Annotated in this window: 15 protein-coding genes; 4 read left to right on the top strand and 11 right to left on the bottom strand. The window is 62.5% G+C overall.

Going from position 1 to position 16,595, the window contains the following annotated elements; genetic code table 11:
- Positions 1–12: 12 nt before the first annotated feature.
- The 7 genes from ABIE40_RS25535 to ABIE40_RS25505 all read right to left on the bottom strand — a co-directional run bounded on the left by ABIE40_RS25535 (position 13) and on the right by ABIE40_RS25505 (position 7,900).
- Entirely contained in the window at positions 13–600 is a 588-nt protein-coding gene (locus tag ABIE40_RS25535) for an ANTAR domain-containing response regulator (RefSeq protein ID WP_199625260.1), read from the bottom strand.
- Positions 601–706: 106 nt separating this feature from the next.
- Positions 707–1,780 (bottom strand): ABC transporter ATP-binding protein, encoded by a 1,074-nt coding sequence (locus tag ABIE40_RS25530; protein ID WP_199625259.1) that lies wholly within the window; start codon positions 1,778–1,780, stop codon positions 707–709.
- Between the two features lies 1 nt (position 1,781).
- Positions 1,782–3,710 (bottom strand): glycoside hydrolase family 127 protein, encoded by a 1,929-nt coding sequence (locus ABIE40_RS25525; RefSeq protein WP_199625258.1) that lies wholly within the window; start codon positions 3,708–3,710, stop codon positions 1,782–1,784.
- Between the two features lie 27 nt (positions 3,711–3,737).
- Positions 3,738–4,601 (bottom strand): carbohydrate ABC transporter permease, encoded by an 864-nt coding sequence (locus ABIE40_RS25520; protein WP_130281007.1) that lies wholly within the window; start codon positions 4,599–4,601, stop codon positions 3,738–3,740.
- Entirely contained in the window at positions 4,598–5,515 is a 918-nt protein-coding gene (locus ABIE40_RS25515) for a carbohydrate ABC transporter permease (RefSeq protein WP_199625257.1), read from the bottom strand. Before ABIE40_RS25515 ends, ABIE40_RS25520 begins: the two co-directional genes overlap by 4 nt.
- Positions 5,516–5,598: 83 nt before the next feature.
- Entirely contained in the window at positions 5,599–6,837 is a 1,239-nt protein-coding gene (locus ABIE40_RS25510) for an ABC transporter substrate-binding protein (protein WP_112717678.1), read from the bottom strand.
- Positions 6,838–6,877: 40 nt separating this feature from the next.
- The gene (locus ABIE40_RS25505; protein WP_112717680.1) at positions 6,878–7,900 is read right to left on the bottom strand and encodes a LacI family DNA-binding transcriptional regulator; all 1,023 of its coding nucleotides are present in this window, start codon (positions 7,898–7,900) and stop codon (positions 6,878–6,880) included.
- Positions 7,901–8,096: 196 nt separating this feature from the next.
- On the opposite strand from ABIE40_RS25505, the gene ABIE40_RS25500 reads away from it, so the two are divergent.
- The 4 genes from ABIE40_RS25500 to ABIE40_RS25485 all read left to right on the top strand — a co-directional run bounded on the left by ABIE40_RS25500 (position 8,097) and on the right by ABIE40_RS25485 (position 11,022).
- Entirely contained in the window at positions 8,097–8,378 is a 282-nt protein-coding gene (locus ABIE40_RS25500; RefSeq protein ID WP_199625256.1) for a ribbon-helix-helix domain-containing protein, read from the top strand.
- Positions 8,368–8,682, top strand: coding sequence for a type II toxin-antitoxin system RelE/ParE family toxin (locus ABIE40_RS25495; protein WP_199625255.1), 315 nt, complete (start codon positions 8,368–8,370; stop codon positions 8,680–8,682). Before ABIE40_RS25500 ends, ABIE40_RS25495 begins: the two co-directional genes overlap by 11 nt.
- A gap of 128 nt (positions 8,683–8,810) precedes the next feature.
- Positions 8,811–10,004, top strand: coding sequence for an acyltransferase family protein (locus ABIE40_RS25490; RefSeq protein WP_199625254.1), 1,194 nt, complete (start codon positions 8,811–8,813; stop codon positions 10,002–10,004).
- 106 nt (positions 10,005–10,110) lie between these two features.
- On the top strand, positions 10,111–11,022 hold the full coding sequence (locus tag ABIE40_RS25485; RefSeq protein WP_199625253.1) for an alpha/beta hydrolase: 912 nt from the start codon (positions 10,111–10,113) through the stop codon (positions 11,020–11,022).
- Positions 11,023–11,025: 3 nt separating this feature from the next.
- Here ABIE40_RS25485 and ABIE40_RS25480 read toward each other — a convergent pair whose 3' ends face one another.
- Genes ABIE40_RS25480 through ABIE40_RS25465 form a run of 4 tightly spaced genes read right to left on the bottom strand, consistent with a single transcriptional unit; the run spans position 11,026 to position 16,541 of the window.
- A complete protein-coding gene (locus tag ABIE40_RS25480) occupies positions 11,026–13,029 on the bottom strand; it encodes a CocE/NonD family hydrolase (protein WP_199625252.1) in 2,004 nt (667 codons plus the stop codon).
- A gap of 56 nt (positions 13,030–13,085) precedes the next feature.
- Entirely contained in the window at positions 13,086–14,717 is a 1,632-nt protein-coding gene (locus ABIE40_RS25475; RefSeq protein ID WP_199625251.1) for an ABC transporter ATP-binding protein, read from the bottom strand.
- Positions 14,710–15,537 (bottom strand): ABC transporter permease, encoded by an 828-nt coding sequence (locus ABIE40_RS25470; protein WP_199625250.1) that lies wholly within the window; start codon positions 15,535–15,537, stop codon positions 14,710–14,712. Before ABIE40_RS25470 ends, ABIE40_RS25475 begins: the two co-directional genes overlap by 8 nt.
- Positions 15,534–16,541, bottom strand: a complete 1,008-nt coding sequence (locus ABIE40_RS25465) for an ABC transporter permease (protein WP_199625249.1) — start codon at positions 16,539–16,541, stop codon at positions 15,534–15,536. The genes ABIE40_RS25470 and ABIE40_RS25465 overlap by 4 nt, the downstream gene beginning before the upstream one ends.
- Positions 16,542–16,595: the final 54 nt, after the last annotated feature.

The raw sequence follows: 16,595 nt of genomic DNA, 5'->3' as shown, positions 1-16,595 counted from the left end.
CGCGGGTCGGGCTCACATCAGCAGCCCCGCAGCCGTCACGACACTTTGCGCGATTTCGGACATTTTCTTTTTCTCGTTCATTGCCGTCTGGCGAAGCAACGCAAAGGCTTCCTCTTCCGAAAGGCCCCGCATCCGCATCATGATGCCCTTGGCCCGCTCGATCACCTTTCGCTCCTCCAGCGCTGATTTGGCGTCGGCGAGTTCCCGTTGCAAGCGGCTGAAGGCATTGAAGCGGCTGACAGCCATGTCGAGGATCGGCTTGACGCGCTCCTTTTTCAGCCCGTCGACGATGTAGGCGGAGACGCCGGCTTCCACGGCGGCCTCGATCGAGGCGGTATCGGAGCGATCGACGAACATGGCGATCGGGCGGCTGATCGAGCGGGTCAGCTGGAAGAGATGTTCCATCATGTCCCGGTTCGGATTCTCGATGTCGATGATGATGACATCGGGTTTCAGCGTCTCGATGATCCGCGCCACGCCCTGCACCTCATGGATGACGGTGACGCGCATATGCCCTGCCTCCCGCAATCCCTCTTCGATGATCGAGGAGCGGATGGCGTTTTCATCGATGACAAGGATCGTCAGGTCGAAGCGGCTCATGCAGCATTTATGACGCAGTGCAGCAATGCTGGCAAGCGGATGGCTATAAAAATGGGCAGTATCAACAAAAGCCTACGAAATAGGCTCTCGTTGATACTGGAGCCAATCAGGCGACGGCGAGGCCGCCTTCATCGAACAATCGGATATCCGCGGGAGCGGCGCTGAGAAAAATCCGGTCTCCGGTGTTGATCTCCGCCGCCGAGCGATATTCGACGGTGACCGGCTGGCCGTCGGGCAGCTGGCAATAGAGATATTGCGTGCCGCCGAGATATTCGGCGAAGTCGACCGTCGCCTCCAGCCCGTCCGTGCCGGTGGTGCTGACGGTCAGATGCTCAGGCCGGATCCCCAATTTCACCTTGGCGCCCGATACCAGCGCGTTCCCGGCGAGACCTGATTGGACCGCCTGTCCGCCAGCCGAAACCCGGCCCGCTCCCTGCCACATGGCGTCGAGCAGGTTCATCCGCGGCGAGCCGATGAAACCGGCGACGAAGGTGTTGGCCGGGCGCTCGTAGATCTCGCGCGGCATGCCCGATTGTTCGATGCGCCCGTCGCGCAGCACGACGATCTGGTCGGCCAGCGTCATCGCCTCGGTCTGGTCGTGCGTCACGTAGATCATGGTGTTGCCGAGCTCGCGATGCAGACGGGCGATCTCGATGCGCATGGAGACGCGCAGCTCGGCATCGAGATTCGACAGCGGTTCGTCGAAGAGGAAGACATCGGGCTTGCGCACGATCGCCCGGCCGATCGCCACGCGCTGCCGCTGGCCGCCCGATAGCTGGCCGGGGCGGCGGTCGAGAAGGTGGTCGATCTTCAGGATCGCCGAGGCGGCCTTGACGCGCGCCTCGATCTCCCCCGCTTGCGTGCGCGCCATCCTTAGCCCGAAGGCGAGGTTCTCGCGCACGCTCATATGCGGATAGAGCGCATAGGACTGAAACACCATGGCAATGCCGCGATCCGAAGGGTCGAGATCGGTGACGTTGCGCCCCTTGATCTCGATCTCGCCATCGGTGACGTCTTCCAGCCCGGCGATCATGCGCAGCAGAGTCGACTTCCCGCATCCCGAGGGGCCGACGAAGACCACGAAGGATCCCTCCGATATCGTCAGGTCGATGCCATGGATCACATCCAGGCTGCCGAAGCTCTTGCGAACTCCGGCAAGCACGACGCCTGTATCCGCCATCTTATTCACCGCGGGCCTCGCCGGCACGGACCCAGACGAGCATTTCGCCCGGCTCGCGGTTGTCCCAGAAGGGGTAGGGCACGAAGCGGGCGGTGGCCGGTTTCGCGGAGGGCGGCGCGGTCCGGTAGAGATCGGCGCCCCAATCCGAAGCATCGCGGCTGACGGGCAGGTCGAGAGCGACGGCACCGCGCAACCCCGCAATCTCGGAAACCTTCGCCTTCGACGGATCTGCCGAAAGCGAAATACCGTTCAGCCCGGCGCCATTGTCGGTCTCCTCGACGCAATAGACCAGAGGCCCGCGCATCAGTGCGGTGCGGCCGGCATCCTGGCGGACAAGCGGGTTGGCGAAGAGCTTGCGCGCTGCAAGCGGAATGGCGAGATCGACCGCATCGCCACTCTTCCAGTCGCGCTCAATCCGCGCATAACCGTCCGTTGAGACGGATTCGACGTCGATGCTCTCGCCATTGACCGAAAGCGTGGAGCCTTCGGCCCACTCCGGAATACGTAGCGACAAGGCAAAGCGGGCCGGACGGTCGAGATTGAGGTCGAAATGGATCGCACCATCCCAGGGGTAGCGGGTCGTCTGCGCCAGCTCGACCTTGGCGCCCGAAAGCTCGAAACGGGCCTTGCTTTCTCCATAGAGATGCACGGCGATTTCGTCTTCCGCCACGGCGTACATATAGGAGCCGACGGAGGCCAGCAGGCGGGCGATATTCGGCGGGCAGCAGGGGCAATGGTGCCAGATCCAGCGGTGATGCTTGCCGGCGCTTTCCAGCGGGTTCTCGTAGAAGAACGTCTTGCCGTCGAGCGAGAGACCGGCCATCGCGCCGTTATAAAGCGCTTGCTCCATGATATCGGCATAGCGCCGGTTCGGGCCGCGACCGAGCATGCGGTTGGCCCAGAAGACCAGACCGACGGAGGCGCAGGTCTCGGCGTAGGCGCTTTCGTTCGGCAGGTCGTAATAGTCGGTGAAGCCTTCGTTGGACGCCGCCGGGCCGATGCCGCCCGTCACATACATCTGCTTCGTCGTCAGGTCGTCCCAGAGCGTTTCGAGTGCCGAGGTCAGCGTATCGTCATTATACTCGGTGGCGATGTCGGCCATGCCGGCATAGAGATACATGGCGCGCACGGCATGGCCGACGACCTTTTTCTGATCGCGCACCGGCACATGCGCCTGGCCATATTCATAGGTCTTCTGGTGGAAATCGGCCGCACTGCGGCCGTCGCGCACCGCTTCCTCGGTGAAGAAATGCGGCTCCTGTCCGCGCTCGTCGACGAAGAACTTCGAGAGGTCGAGATATTTCTTCTCGCCGGTGACGCGCGCCAGCTTCACCAGCGCAAGTTCGACTTCCTCATGGCCGCAATAGCCGGCAAGCTTGCCCGGGCCATGGCCGAAGACGGTGATCAGGTAATCCGCATAGCGGCACATGATATCGAGCAGCTTGCGCTTGCCGGTTGCCTGGTAATAGGCGACCGCACCCTCGATCAGATGTCCGGCGCAATAGAGCTCGTGATGGTCGCGCAGGTTCGTCCAGCGGCGGCCGGGCTGCACGCGCTGGAACCAGGCGTTCAGATAGCCGTCCTTGTCCTGCAGTTTCTCGTACATGTCGATGATTTCGTCGACGCGCGCCTCAAGCTTCGGATTGGCGCGGCGATAGAGCGAATAGGCCACGGTCTCGATCGACTTGCCGAGGTCGCTGTCCCAGAACATCTGCGTCGACCCGCCCCAGGGGCCGATCGGGATGACGACGCCGGGGCTCGGCTGGCTGACGTCGATCGCCTGGATCATGCCGGCCTCGACGCAGCGGTCGAGCAGCGTTTCGGCCGTTGAATCGCAGATCGCATCCTGGCGATCGCCGAAAAGGCCGGCGAGCTCGACGCTCGGGACGGGCAGGGGGCGGAACTGGCGGTCTCTCTTCAGCTTGTTCATGGCTTCATCCATTTCGTTGAAAGATCATCATTTCACCGCGCCGGCCATCAGCCCGCGCATGTAGTAGCGTTGCAGAAGCAGGAAGACGATCAGGCAGGGGATCGTCATGACGACCACACCGGCCTGAACCGCACCCCAGTTGATGGCGCCGAGGCGCCCGGCGCGCACCGCCGTCATCAGAACGGGCAGCGTGTATTTCTCGTTGCTGGAGAGCAGCACGAGGGCGGCAAGGAACTCGTTCCAGGCGTTGAGGAAGGCGAAGATCGCGACAGTCGCCACACCTGGCAGGACGAGGGGCAGCAGCACCCTGATCAGCAGTTTCAGATCGCGTGCACCGTCGATCCGTGCCGCTTCCTCGATCTCCTTCGGCACGGCATCGAAAGCGTTGCGCATCATGAAGACCGAGAAGGGGAGCTGCAGCGTCACATAGACGAGCGTCAGGCCGAGCAGCGAATTGTTGAGGCCGAGCTTGGCGAGAATGATGAAGAGCGGCGTCAGGATCGACTGGAACGGGATCATCAGCGTGGCGATGATCAGCACGAAAAGCACGTTCTTCAGCGGGAAGCGGTAGCGCGAGAAGCCATAGCCGGCGAGCAGGCTGACGGCGACCGTCAGCACCACGGTGGCGAGCGACACGAAGAGCGAGTTGATCATGTGCTGCCAGATGCCGGCGCCGAACGTATCGAGCAGGGCATAGGCATCGAAGCTGACGCCCGTCGTCGGCCATGGCGGCAGCGGCGGCAGGCTTGCCTCCGTGCCGTGACGGAAGGATGAGAGGAGCGCGATGACGAAGGGCGCCAGGAAGAAGACCGACACGGCAATGCCGGTGACGTGATAGGCCGATTGCGACCGGAAGCGCTTGCGGGCGCGGCGTTCTCTCGAGGAGATCATGCGCGTTCCTCCCCGACCCTGAGCAGCCACAGCTGGACGATGGAGATCGCCACAAGGATCGCCAAGAGCGCGATCGAAAGCGCTGCGCCATAGCCGAGATTGAAGGACACGAATGACTGGTTGAAGATGTAGTAGACCACCGAGATCATCTTGTTCTGCGGTCCGCCCGAGGTCATGATGTAAAACTGGTCGAAGGCGAGAACCGAGCCGGTGACCGAGACGACCAGCGCCAGCGCGATCGTGCGGCGCATCAGCGGCAGTGTCAGATGCCGGAAACGCTGCCAGCGCCCGGCGCCATCAATGCGCGCGGCTTCCGTGAGTTCGGAGGGGATCGCCTGCAGGCCGGTCAGCAGGATGATCATCGTGAAACCGGCAATCTTCCAGACGACCATGACGATGATGGTGGCGAAGGCCGTATCGAAGCTCGCCATGATATTCGGGCTGCGCTCGACAAGGCCGAGCGCCCGCAGCGCCGGGCCGAAAAAGCCGCTATCGACATTGGCAAGCCAGACCCAGAGCAGGGAGGCGGTCGCGAGACCGACGACAACGGGCAGGAAGATGATCGTCCTGTAGGTGCTGACGAAGCGCCGCTCCTTCTCGAGGAAGATCGCCAGCGGGAAGGCGACGGCAAAGATCGCGATGGTGACGATGACGGTGTAATAGGCGGTGAAATTCAGCGCCGCCATGAAGCGGCTGTCATTGAACATGCGGGTATAGTTGGCAAAGCCGATCCAGCGCTGGGCGCCCATCAGCGGCCAGTTATGCAGGCTCATCCAGCCGGTGAAGATTACCGGCATCACGAAGAAGACGATGACGAGCGCCATGGCCGGCGCGATATAGAGAAGCCCGCGCCATTGCGATCTGCGCCGCCTCTTGCGGCTGCCGGCAGGGCGCTGGGGACCTGAAACGGTCATCGAAATGCTCCGCATCTTTCATTGCTGCATGGAATGGATCGGCCGGAGAGCTGCCACTGCTCCCCGGCCGCGGCCGGGAGAGATTATTGGCCGCTGTCTATGATCGACTGCATCTCGGACTGGGCGCTCGAGAAGGCTCCGTCTTCGTCGTCACCGAAGATCGCTGCATTGGTGAAGGTCGCCCAGGGGCCATTGGCGCTGTTGATCAGGTCGTTGAACTGCAGCGTATAGGGCGTCTTGGCGATCGAGATCGCCTTCAGGCCGACCTGCATGCGCGGGTCGAGTCCGGCAAGCACCTGATCGGCAATGTCGCCGCGGGTCGGAAGGCTGCCATACTTGGCCATGACCTTCTGGCCGTCCATCGAATAGATATATTCGAGGAACTCCTTCACCGCATCGATCTTCTTCGTGCCCTTGGTGATGACGAAGTTATCGCCACCGGCAAAGGACGACGGCTTGCCATCGACGCCGGGGATCAGCGTCACGCCGAAATTGATATCGGGATGGCTGGTGACAAGCGTGCCGATCGCGAAGGCGCCGAGCGACTGCTGGCCGATCTTGCCGTTGGTGAAGCTCAAGAAGTTCGAGCCGTTGTCGCTGGCCGCACCTGCAGGAACCAGGTCCTTCTTGACCATGTCACGATAGAAGCCGACGGCCTTGCGCATCTGCGGCGTATCGAGTGTCGCGGTCTTGCCGTCTTCCGAGAGGATATCCGCACCCGCACCCCAGACGAGCGGCGTGAAGGTGAAGATCATGCAGCCGCCACAGCCGCCACCGGAGAAATAGAAGCCGTAGGTGTCGTCGCCGAGCTTGCGGATCTTCTCGGCATTGGCCGAAATCTCTTCCCAGGTGGTGGGCGCCTTTTCGGGATCGAGCCCGGCCTTCTTGTAGAGGTCCTTGTTCCAGGCAAAGACCGAGGTCTCGACCGAGAGCGGCAGGCCGTAGATCTTGCCGTCATAAGTGCCGAGGCGGACATGCGACGGCGACAGCGAGTTGAAGTAGGGCAGGCTCTTTGCCCAGTCCGAGAGGTCTTCGAGCTGGCCGGCCGCGGCAAAGGCCGGCGTATAGATCAGGTCCATCGACAGCGCATCGGGCGCCTGACCGCCGGCGATCGCCGTCGCATATTTCTGCACCAGTTCGCTGAACGGCACTTCGGTGGCGACGACCTGGTTTTCATGACTGGAATTATAGGCTTCAACGACCTTCTTGAAGGCGTCACCGATGCCGGAACGGACCCACATTTCAATCTTTTCGGCAGCCGAGGCTGTCGATACGAGGCTAAGGGTGGCAATGCTCGTTGCCACCAACAGACGCTTCATCATGGCACTCCTCCCAATATGGCGCGTCTCCTTCGCGCCGTTTCTAAATCCCGAGGGCGTCGCCCCCGCATGTCTGCCGCACGACGAGACGGCACGGCAATTTCCGTACGCCGGGCTCCACCGGGCGCCCCTCCGCAAGCGACAGGATCGTCAATCCCGCCTGGCGCCCGAGCTCCTTCAGCTCCATATCTACCGTCGTCAGCGGCGGCCGGGTCTGTGCTGCGACAATCTCCCAATTGTCGAAGCCGACCACCGACACATCCTGCGGCACCTTGATGCCGCGCTCGCGCAACGCATCGATGACACCACGGGCGATCTGGTCGTTGCCGCAGAAGATGCCGTCGGGTTTGGAACCCGCTGCACTCCACAGCCTCGCCACCGCATCATGCCCCCAGCTCTCCGACCAGACGCCGAAGAGAACCGGCACAGCGTCGCCTGCCACCTCGCGATAGGCATTGGCGCGCTCGCGAACCGAGACGAAATCCTCCGGCCCGGTAATATGGGCGATCCGTCTGCGCCCAAGTTTCCGCAGCCACTCCGTCGCGAGCCGCGCGCCATGCCCATCATCGGAACTGAACGTGACGCTGTCAGGCGCACCTTCGGTGAAGGCGTAGACGACGGGCACGTTCAGGTTCGACAGATCGACTGGCAACCGTCTGTCCAGACGCTTTCCTGTCGCGATGATGCCGTCCACCTGCTTGTCGAGCATCGCATCGACATGGATCTGACCGAGCGCCGGATCATCCTCGATCGCGCAGAGGAAAACCGAGACGCCGTGGTCGACCAGTGCCTCCGAAACACCGGCCATGACAGGCAGCGTAAAACGGCCGTAAGTGTCGTTCGTCAGCAGCCCGATGGTGAAACTGCGCTTGCTCAGAAGGCCGCGCGCCAGAGCATTCGGCCTGAACCCAATCTCCGCCGCGATGCGCTTCACCCGCTCGCGGGTCTCGGCGCCCATGCGGCCGGTATCGTTCAACGCCTTCGATGCCGTCGATATGCTGACGCCCGCGGCCGCAGCCACGTCATGAATGGTAATCCGCCCGCGTTTTCCTCCCGAGATATTCAGCTCTTCCTCCTAAGCTTTGCGGTGAGAAAACCTTTTACCAAGTGTCGTGTCAAGTGAGAAAAGGTTTTCTCTCACGCAAATGTTGGCCGATGGCGAGAACGAAATTGTGGTGGTCGCTGTCGCATTCCAACGGAGGGCGTTCTTGGCAAATTGTCCTTGTGGTGGTAATTTCTACTACCAAGATGGAGGATGCTTCATGGCCAATGTCGAGAAAATCAGCGTTTCAATGACGCCGCAGCAGGCGGAGTTGCTGAGAGACGCCGTCAGCAGTGGCGCCTATGCGAGCAGCAGCGAAGTCATCCGCGAGGCGATGCGGGACTGGTCCGCAAAGTGGGAGAGCCGGAAAGGCGACATCGAACGTCTGCGGCGCCTCTGGGCTGAGGGCAAGGCCAGCGGAGAGCCTGTCTCGGTTGACTTCGAGACGCTGCGTGATGAAGCACGCCGGGAGTTGAGCGCGGCTCGCAAAAATGCCGGTTGATCTGGTCTGGCTGCCGCAGGCTCTCAAAGATGTGCGCGACATCTACGTGCGTATCGGCTTGGAGCAACCCCAGGCGGCCGAGCGCTTCTTCGACAGTTTTGAACGCAAGGCGAAGCTGCTGGCCGAACAGCCGCGTATGGGAGCGCGCCACCCGGAGATCGGACCGGGTGCGCGGATGCTGGTCGATGCGCCGTTTCTGATCCTCTACGAAACCATCCCTGATGACGATGACATGCCGGTTGAACGCGTTCAGATCGTTCGCGTCGTCGATGGCCGCCGCGATCTTCGCGGCCTGTTGACTTAGGTGCAGGCAATCGCCGCCCACTCAATCCGCTAATAAAGCAGCAGTTTACGAAGTTTCGGCAGCGATCCTTAACGTCTGGGGCGTAGAGAGGTCGGATGATGGTGCTGCGTGGGGATCCGTCGTCTGCGATGAGAGAGAGACTTTACTATGTCGATCGCCTGAGGGTCTTCGCCTTCGGCCTGCTGATCCTTTATCATTCCTCGGCTGCCTTTTTCCCCGATATGGGCTGGTTGCTGCATAGCGAGAATACCAGCCGCGGCTTGTCGCTGGTCATGGATTTCCCGCGTGCCTGGCGCCTTGCGCTTCTGTTCTTCATCTCCGGCATGGGCGTCGCCTTCACCTTCAAGCCGGAGCAGGGGCTGACCTTCATCTACAAGCGCACGGTGCGCCTGCTCATCCCGCTGCTCTTTGCCATGGCCGTCATCGTCGTGCCGCAGGTCTGGTACGAGCGGATGTATGAGAACGGCTATACCGGCTCCTTCCTCGAATTCTGGCTGACGCGCTATTTCACCGAGGGAAAATATCCGACCGGTAATTTCACCTGGGCGCATATGTGGTTCGTCGCCTATCTGCTGGTGATGTCGGTGATCTGCTATCCGATCTTCCAATATCTGCTGCGGCCGGGAAATCCGATCTTCGCCTGGTTCGAGCGCGTCGCCAAAACGGGCGCCATCTACCTCTTCTTCCTGCTGCCGCTCGGCCTCAATCTCGCGCTGTCGCCGATCTATCCGCGTGAGACCAATGCGCTCTATAATGACGGCGCGTGGTTTGCCGTCTGGGCCAGTTGGTTCGGCCTCGGTTTCCTGATTTCCCGCCATCACCGGGCGCTGATCGGCACGCTGATTGCGCGCCGCTATGTCAGTGGCGGGATTGCGCTTGCGACCACCATCTGGCTCTACCTGGCATCCTGGACAGTTGCGCCGGAGCAGGCGATCGGCAGCTACGACGTCAACGAAACCCTGCTCTTCAAGACCAGCGTCTTCCTGCTCGCCTGGAGCATGATTTTGACCCTGATCGGTTTTGCGGCGCGCTATCTCAATCAGCCGAGCGAGCGGCTGGTGACGATGAACCGGCTGGTCTTCCCGCTCTATATCGTCCACCAGACGGTGACCGTCGGAGCGCTCTACTATGTCCTGCCGCTCGATCTTCCTGCGATCCAGAGCTTTGCACTCGTCGCTGCCGCAACCGCTGTCATCTCGATCGCTTTCGCCGTTGCCGTCGACCAACTGCCGAGCCCGCTGCGCCAATTGGTCGGCCTGACGGAGAAGCCGCAACCTGCGCGTGACGGCGAAGCTTTGGAGCGCTCGGCGCGGCGTGGGTAATCGCCGCTCTGGCGGGTTCCAGCGCGCCGATGGCGTCAATGCGCTTGCATAGGCTCTGCGGCAAATCCTATCGTGCATGATGTCGCCGAACCGCATGGATTGCATCATGACCGTCACGCGCCCGATCCCCGAAGAGAAGGGCATTCTTGAGTTTCTCGAAATCTGCAGCAGCGTCTATTCGGATGACGCCGTTTCGCAATCGATCGAGGCGCAGCGAGCGCAATATGATGCCCTTTGCGCCCGCTTCAGCCCGCCGCTCCCCGATGGTCTGACATCCGCAGATAGCCGTATTCGCAATGTCCCGACTCGGCGCTATCGCCCTGCGAAGGTCACGACGCCAACGCTGCTCCTTTATCTTCACGGCGGCGGCTTCGTGGTCGGCTCGCTGGAGAGTCATCATGCGATTTGCGCCGAGATCGCCGATTTCGCGGGCGCAGAGCTCGTTGCCGTCGACTACCGGCTGGCCCCCGAGCATCGCTGGCCAGCGCAGACCGATGATTGCTTTGCCGTGCTGGAAGCGCTGGCTGCAGGCGGCAATCCCATCGTCCTGATCGGCGACAGCGCCGGCGGAAATCTTGCAGCCGGGCTCGCCCTGCGGGCTCGGGACAAGGGGATCGCGGGCATTGCAGGTCAGGTGCTGATCTATCCGGCGCTCGGCGGCGATCTGACGACGGGTTCCTATATCGAGATGGCCGATGCGCCGGGGCTGACGACAGCCGATGTCGCCTACTACCGCGAAGTGCTCCAGGCTCCGGCCGGTGATCCCGTTGCCGGTGCGCTCGCCGCCAAGGATGTCAGGGGCCTGCCGTCCGCCTATATCACCGGGGCGGCCTTCGATCCCTTGCGTGACGATGCCCGCCACTATGCGGCGCGGCTGGCGCAAGCGGGAATCGAGGTCTGGTTCCGTGAGGAGCCGCAGATGGTTCACGCCTGGCTGCGCGCCCGCCATATGAGCGAGGGCGCCAAGCAAGGCTTTCGCGCCGTCTGCGAGGCCGTCCGCCGGTTTGCGGCGGGCTGACGTTCACATCAGGTCGCGGGGGATGCGCATCTCCGCAAACACCTTTTCGAAGACCTGTGCGTCACCTTCATAGGCAGTCACCACGGCGCTGATGATCCAGTCGCTGGCGGTGCAAGCGATCTTTGCCGTCGCAATCGTCCGTACGAACCAATCCGGGCGGCGCATGTCGCAGGTCCAGGTCGAAATGCCGGTCATCGACAGGGGATCGCCCGGCGTGATCGACCAGACCTCGTCGCGCAACTGCCGGGTCGAGAGGCCGGTATCCGGATGTTCGAACAGCCCGGTATCCTCGTGGATGCGGTAGTCGGTGCGATTGGCCGAGAGGTCCTTCAGGACCTGCCGCTTGGTGACGCCAGGCGCATGCTCGATATATTTCGGCAACGGATCGGGGTTTTCAGGCTCGGGGATCGCAATCTTCTCATGCGCGCCGAGCAGCGGCAGGCCGAGGCCGAGCGAGGCGATGTCGATCTCGACGCCGGCATCCTCGGGCGGCGGCAGGATCATCGGCCAATAGGCGGTCGAGATCGCCAGCCTGATCCGGTGCCCCTTGCGGAAGCGATAGCCGCAGGCATCGAGCTCAAGGCGGATCGAGACCTTCTCACCTGATGTCAGCGCCTCGGGCTCCGCATTGCCGTTGCGATGGGTGAGATTGATCACTCCGAAGGCGACGCGGGTCGCCGTTCCATCGGGATGCACATCGACGAGACGGGCGCAGAGATTGCCGGTCCTTGCCTGCGTGCGCAGAGCGAGCGTCAGCACCGGGCGGCCGAGATAATCGTGATCAGCAGCAAGCGGCACAGTCTCGAAGGTTAGCGAGCCCGCATCGTCTGAGCGCTGGTCGAGCGCCATCTCCGCATCCGGCTTCAACGTGAAATATTCGCCCGACGACGTGCCGGTATCGAGTGGCGAGCGCAGATAGACGGCATGTTCCGGCGCCTGCGGGATCGGCATGCCCTCGGTCAGCTTGCCGAATTGCTCGATATAGAAGCACTGCATCTCCGGCTTCGACCAGGCGCCCTTGGCGACCCAGAAGCCGGGATCGAAATCGCGGCGCGGGGCAGGGCGGATGGCGTCGAGAATATAGGCGCGCGTTTGAGGGAGCCGGTCGATGCCGTTGTCCTCGCCGCGCAGCCACTTGTTCCACCAGGCGATCGCCTCGCCGTGAAAATCGGTGCGCGGTTTCGGCCAGGCGAAGTGCGGGTATTTGTGCACCCAGGGGCCGATCAGAGCCTTCGCCTTGTCGCCCAGCCCCTCGACCGCCATCAGCGGGGTGTTGCGATAGCCGTCGGCCCAGCCGGCGATCACGAGCGCCGGAATCTCGACCTTGGAGAAATCCTCGGAGATCGAGCCATGCTGCCAGAATTCGTCGCGGCGCTGGTGGCTCAGCCACTCTTCCATGAAGAAGGGTTCGTGTTCCAGCCGCTCCAGCCACATCTCCTTCCAGCGCGCGCCGACAAGGGCGGGATCGGGCGACCGCGACTGATAGCCGAGCATGGTCGCGGCCCAGGAGAGCTGCGCCGAGAGATGGCAGCCGTTCTTGTAGTGAATGTCGTCGTTATAGCGATCGACCGTGGAGGCGATGGAAATGACCGCCTTCAGAGCCGGCGGACGCAGCGCCGCCACCTGCAGGCTGTTGAAGCCGCCCCAGGAAATACCCATCATCCCGACGGAGCCGTTCGACCAGGGCTGCGCCGCAATCCAGGCGATCAGTTCGCAGGCATTGGCAAGCTCGAGCTCGGTATATTCCCCGTCGATGACACCGTCGGATTCGCCGGAGCCACGAATGTCTACACGCACACCGGCAATCCCTGCGGCTGCAAAGACCGGATAGGTCGACTCGTCACGCAGGCAGGTCCCATCTCGCTTGCGGTAGGGCAGGAATTCGAAAACCGCGGGAACGGGATCGCTCTCCGCCCCATCCGGCATCCAGATGCGGGCGGCAAGCCGCGTCCCATCCTTGAGCGTGATCCATTGGTTCTCGATCGTCGTGAAGCCGCGCGGGGTCATGTCTCTTCCTTCATGCACTCTCATGGGAACGAGGCGGCTTGCGCCGCCCCGAAATCTCAGTTGCCGGCGCTTTCCATCCGACGCGTCGCCAGCACACGCTCCAGCCAGCCGATTTCCATCTCCGGCACCGATTTCAGAAGCAGGTCGGTGTAGTCGTCGAAGGGCGGCGAAAGCGCTTTCGATTTCGGTCCGAACCGCACCAGCTTGCCACGGTGCATCACCGCAACGCTATCGGCAATCGCCCGGACGATCGCGATATCGTGGGTGATGAAGATGTAGGAGAGCTGCTCTTCCTCCTGAAGCCGCATCAGAAGCTTCAGGATGCCCTCGGCGACCAGCGGGTCGAGTGCCGAGGTCGGCTCGTCGCAGAGTATGAGCTCCGGCTTTGCCGCAAGTGCCCTGGCGATCGCCACCCGTTGCTTCTGGCCGCCGGAAAGCTCGGCCGGATAGCGGTCGATGAAGCCGTTGCCCATCTCGATCTGGTCGAGCAGCTCCTTGACACGCGCCGTCTTCTTCGCCCCGCGCAGGCCGTAATAGAAGGTCAGCGGACGGCCGATGATATCGCGCACCGTCTGGCGCGGGTTCATGGCGGTATCAGCCATCTGGTAGATCAGCTGAATTCGCCGCAGATCGTCGTTGGGGCGGTTGCGAAGGCTCGGCGTCAGCGGCTTGCCATCGAAGATGATCTTGCCTTCGTTCGGCGGAAGCAGTCCGGTGATCACCCGCGCAAGGGTGGATTTCCCCGAACCGGATTCACCGACGACGGCGAGCGTCTGTCCTTTCGGCACGTGAAGAGAAACCCCGTGCAGAACCTTGAAACCGTTGGAATATTCGGCGCTGATATTCTCGACCTTCAGCAACGCGCCGGATTGATCCGGCGCTTCGTCGCGCGCCGCCTGCCGGACGTTCACCAGGGCGCGCGTATAGTCCTGCGCCGGCGCCTCGATGATCTGCTGCACGCTGCCATATTCCACGGTCTTGCCGTGGCGGAGAACCATGATGTCGTCGGAGATCTGGGCGACGACGGCAAGGTCGTGGGTGATGTAGAGGGCCGCCGTATGCGTCTCCTCGATCGCGTGCTTGATGGCCGCAAGCACGTCGATCTGGGTCGTCACGTCGAGCGCTGTCGTCGGCTCGTCGAAGACGATCAGCGACGGATTGGAGCAGAGCGCCATCGCCGTCATGGCACGCTGCAGCTGGCCGCCGGAGACCTGATGCGGAAAGCGGTCGCCAAAGGTTTCGGGGCTCGGAAGACCCAGCACCTGGAAGAGATAAAGCGCGCGCTTGCGCGCCTCCTCCTTGGTCATCAGGCCATGCTTGACGGAGGCTTCGATCACCTGATCGCCGAGCTTGTGGGCCGGGTTGAAGGCGGCAGCCGCCGACTGCGCGACGTAGCAGACGCGGGCGCCGCGGATCTGTCTGATGCCGCCCTTGCCGAGCGCCAGGATGTTTTCGCCGTCGAGCAGCACTTCGCCGCCGGTGATCTCGGCGCCGCCGCGGCCATAGGCGAGCGCCGAAAGGCCGATCGTCGATTTGCCGGCGCCGGATTCGCCGATCAGGCCGAGAACCTTGCCCTTCTGCAGGTCGAAGGAGACGCCATCGACGATCGTCACCCGCTTCGGCGGCTCGCCCGGCGGATAGCTGGTGGCCTCGATCTTCAGATTGCGAACTGAAAGAAGCTCAGGCATCGCCGCGTCCTCCCTTGAGGCTGGATGTGCGTTTCAAAAGCCAGTCCACAACGAGATTGACGCAGACCGCGAGAGCGGCGATCGCCGTGCCCGGAACCAGCGCTGCGGAAATCCCGAAGATGATCCCGTCCTTGTTGTCCTTGACCATGCCGCCCCAGTCGGCGGCCGGCGGCTGGATGCCGAGGCCGAGGAAGGAGAGGGTGGAGAGAAAGAGGATGGAGAAGGCGAAGCGCAGGCCGAATTCGGCCAGCAGCGGCGAAAGCGTGTTCGGCAGGATTTCGCGGAAAATGATCCAGAGTTTGCCTTCGCCACGCAGCTTGGCGGCTTCGACGAATTCCATGACCGCGACATCGAGCGCCACGGCGCGGCCGAGGCGGTAGACGCGGGTGGAATCGAGGATTGCCATGACCAGGATCAGGATGACGATATTCTGCGGCAGCACGGCGAGAACCACCAGCGCGAAGATCAGCGTCGGGATCGACATCATCAGGTCGTTGAAGCGTGAGAACACGGTGTCGATGATCCCGCGCGATACGGCGGCCGTGAAGCTCAGGAGGATGCCGAGCGAGAACGAGATCAGCGTTGCGCCGAGCGCCACGAAGAGCGTGGTGCGGGCGCCGTAGATCAGCCGCGAAAGGATATCGCGGCCGAGATTGTCGAGGCCGAAGAAATACTGGTTGTCGGCGACCTGCCAGACATTGCCGACGACTTCCGTTTCGCCATAGGGGGCGATCCAGGGTGCGAAGATCGCGAAGATGAAGGCAATGACGATGCCGATGATGCCGACCCAGGCGGTGATGGGGATATCTCTCAATCTCATCGCGGATGCCTCAGTCTCGGGTTGGCAACGATCGCCAGAATGTCGGCAATCATGTTCAGGAAGATGTAGACAGCGGCGAAGATCAGGCCGCAGGCCTGGACGACGGGCATGTCGCGCACGGTGACGGCATCGACCATGTACTGGCCCATGCCGGGATAGACGAAGACCACCTCGACCACGACGACGCCGACGACGAGATAGGCGAGGTTGAGCGCCACGACGTTGATGATCGGCGCCAGCGCATTGGGTGCGGCATGCTTGACGATCGAGCGGAAGGCGCCGAGGCCCTTGAGTTCGGCGGTCTCCATATAGGCCGACGACATGACGGAGAGGATTGCAGCCCGGGTCATGCGCATCATGTGGGCGAGAACGACGAGCACGAGAGTTGCCGTCGGCAGCGCGATCGCCTTCAGCCGCTCGACGAACCCCATGCTGTCATAGACCGTTGCGGGGAAGGTCGCGACGCCGAGCTTCACGGCGAAGAACATGATCAGCAGGTAACCGATGAAGAACTCGGGCAACGAGATCGCTGCAAGCGAGATGACATTGATGATCTTGTCCGGCATCCGATTTCGGAAATGCACCGAGAGCATGCCGAGCGCGACGGCCAGCGGCACCGAGATGAGAGCGGCGAAGCCGGCCAGGAACAGCGAGTTGCCCAAGCGCTTGCCGATCTGCTCGCTGACCGAGTTCTTGCTGGCCCATGAAGTGCCGAAATCGCCCTGGACGGCATTGCCGAGCCACTCGACGTAGCGGGTCGTCACCGGCCGGTCGAGGCCGAGATCCTGGCGGATGTTGGCAACTGCCTGCGGCGTTGCCGACTGGCCGAGATAGGTCGTCGCGAAATCGCCGGGCAGCGCTTCGAGGCCGCCGAAGATCAGGATCGATACGGCAAAGAGCAGGACGAGCGAGAGCACGAAACGCTCGATGATGAGGGCGAGCAGCGGAAAGCGCTGTCGGAATCTGAGACCCGGCAAAGGGTTGCCGGTCGATGAACTGGGCATGGCGAAGGCCTCGCGCTGAAACGTCAGGGGGACCGCAAGCCTTGAGCTTGCGGT

It is taken from the genome of Rhizobium sp. OAE497 (assembly GCF_040546565.1).
Lineage (GTDB): Bacteria > Pseudomonadota > Alphaproteobacteria > Rhizobiales > Rhizobiaceae > Rhizobium.
Note: the sequence above shows the minus strand (reverse complement) of the source record. Positions and strands in the feature narration are given on the sequence as shown.

Coding starts and splice junctions, on each gene's coding strand:
- ABIE40_RS25515 (WP_199625257.1), bottom strand. CDS start 5,515: ATGACCGTTTCAGGTCCCCAGCGCCCTGCCGGCAGCCGCAAGAGGCGG.
- ABIE40_RS25475 (WP_199625251.1), bottom strand. CDS start 14,717: ATGCCTGAGCTTCTTTCAGTTCGCAATCTGAAGATCGAGGCCACCAGC.
- ABIE40_RS25465 (WP_199625249.1), bottom strand. CDS start 16,541: ATGCCCAGTTCATCGACCGGCAACCCTTTGCCGGGTCTCAGATTCCGA.
- ABIE40_RS25480 (WP_199625252.1), bottom strand. CDS start 13,029: ATGACCCCGCGCGGCTTCACGACGATCGAGAACCAATGGATCACGCTC.
- ABIE40_RS25525 (WP_199625258.1), bottom strand. CDS start 3,710: ATGAACAAGCTGAAGAGAGACCGCCAGTTCCGCCCCCTGCCCGTCCCG.
- ABIE40_RS25470 (WP_199625250.1), bottom strand. CDS start 15,537: ATGAGATTGAGAGATATCCCCATCACCGCCTGGGTCGGCATCATCGGC.
- ABIE40_RS25510 (WP_112717678.1), bottom strand. CDS start 6,837: ATGATGAAGCGTCTGTTGGTGGCAACGAGCATTGCCACCCTTAGCCTC.
- ABIE40_RS25485 (WP_199625253.1), top strand. CDS start 10,111: ATGACCGTCACGCGCCCGATCCCCGAAGAGAAGGGCATTCTTGAGTTT.
- ABIE40_RS25520 (WP_130281007.1), bottom strand. CDS start 4,601: ATGATCTCCTCGAGAGAACGCCGCGCCCGCAAGCGCTTCCGGTCGCAA.
- ABIE40_RS25530 (WP_199625259.1), bottom strand. CDS start 1,780: ATGGCGGATACAGGCGTCGTGCTTGCCGGAGTTCGCAAGAGCTTCGGC.
- ABIE40_RS25535 (WP_199625260.1), bottom strand. CDS start 600: ATGAGCCGCTTCGACCTGACGATCCTTGTCATCGATGAAAACGCCATC.
- ABIE40_RS25495 (WP_199625255.1), top strand. CDS start 8,368: ATGCCGGTTGATCTGGTCTGGCTGCCGCAGGCTCTCAAAGATGTGCGC.
- ABIE40_RS25500 (WP_199625256.1), top strand. CDS start 8,097: ATGGCCAATGTCGAGAAAATCAGCGTTTCAATGACGCCGCAGCAGGCG.
- ABIE40_RS25490 (WP_199625254.1), top strand. CDS start 8,811: ATGAGAGAGAGACTTTACTATGTCGATCGCCTGAGGGTCTTCGCCTTC.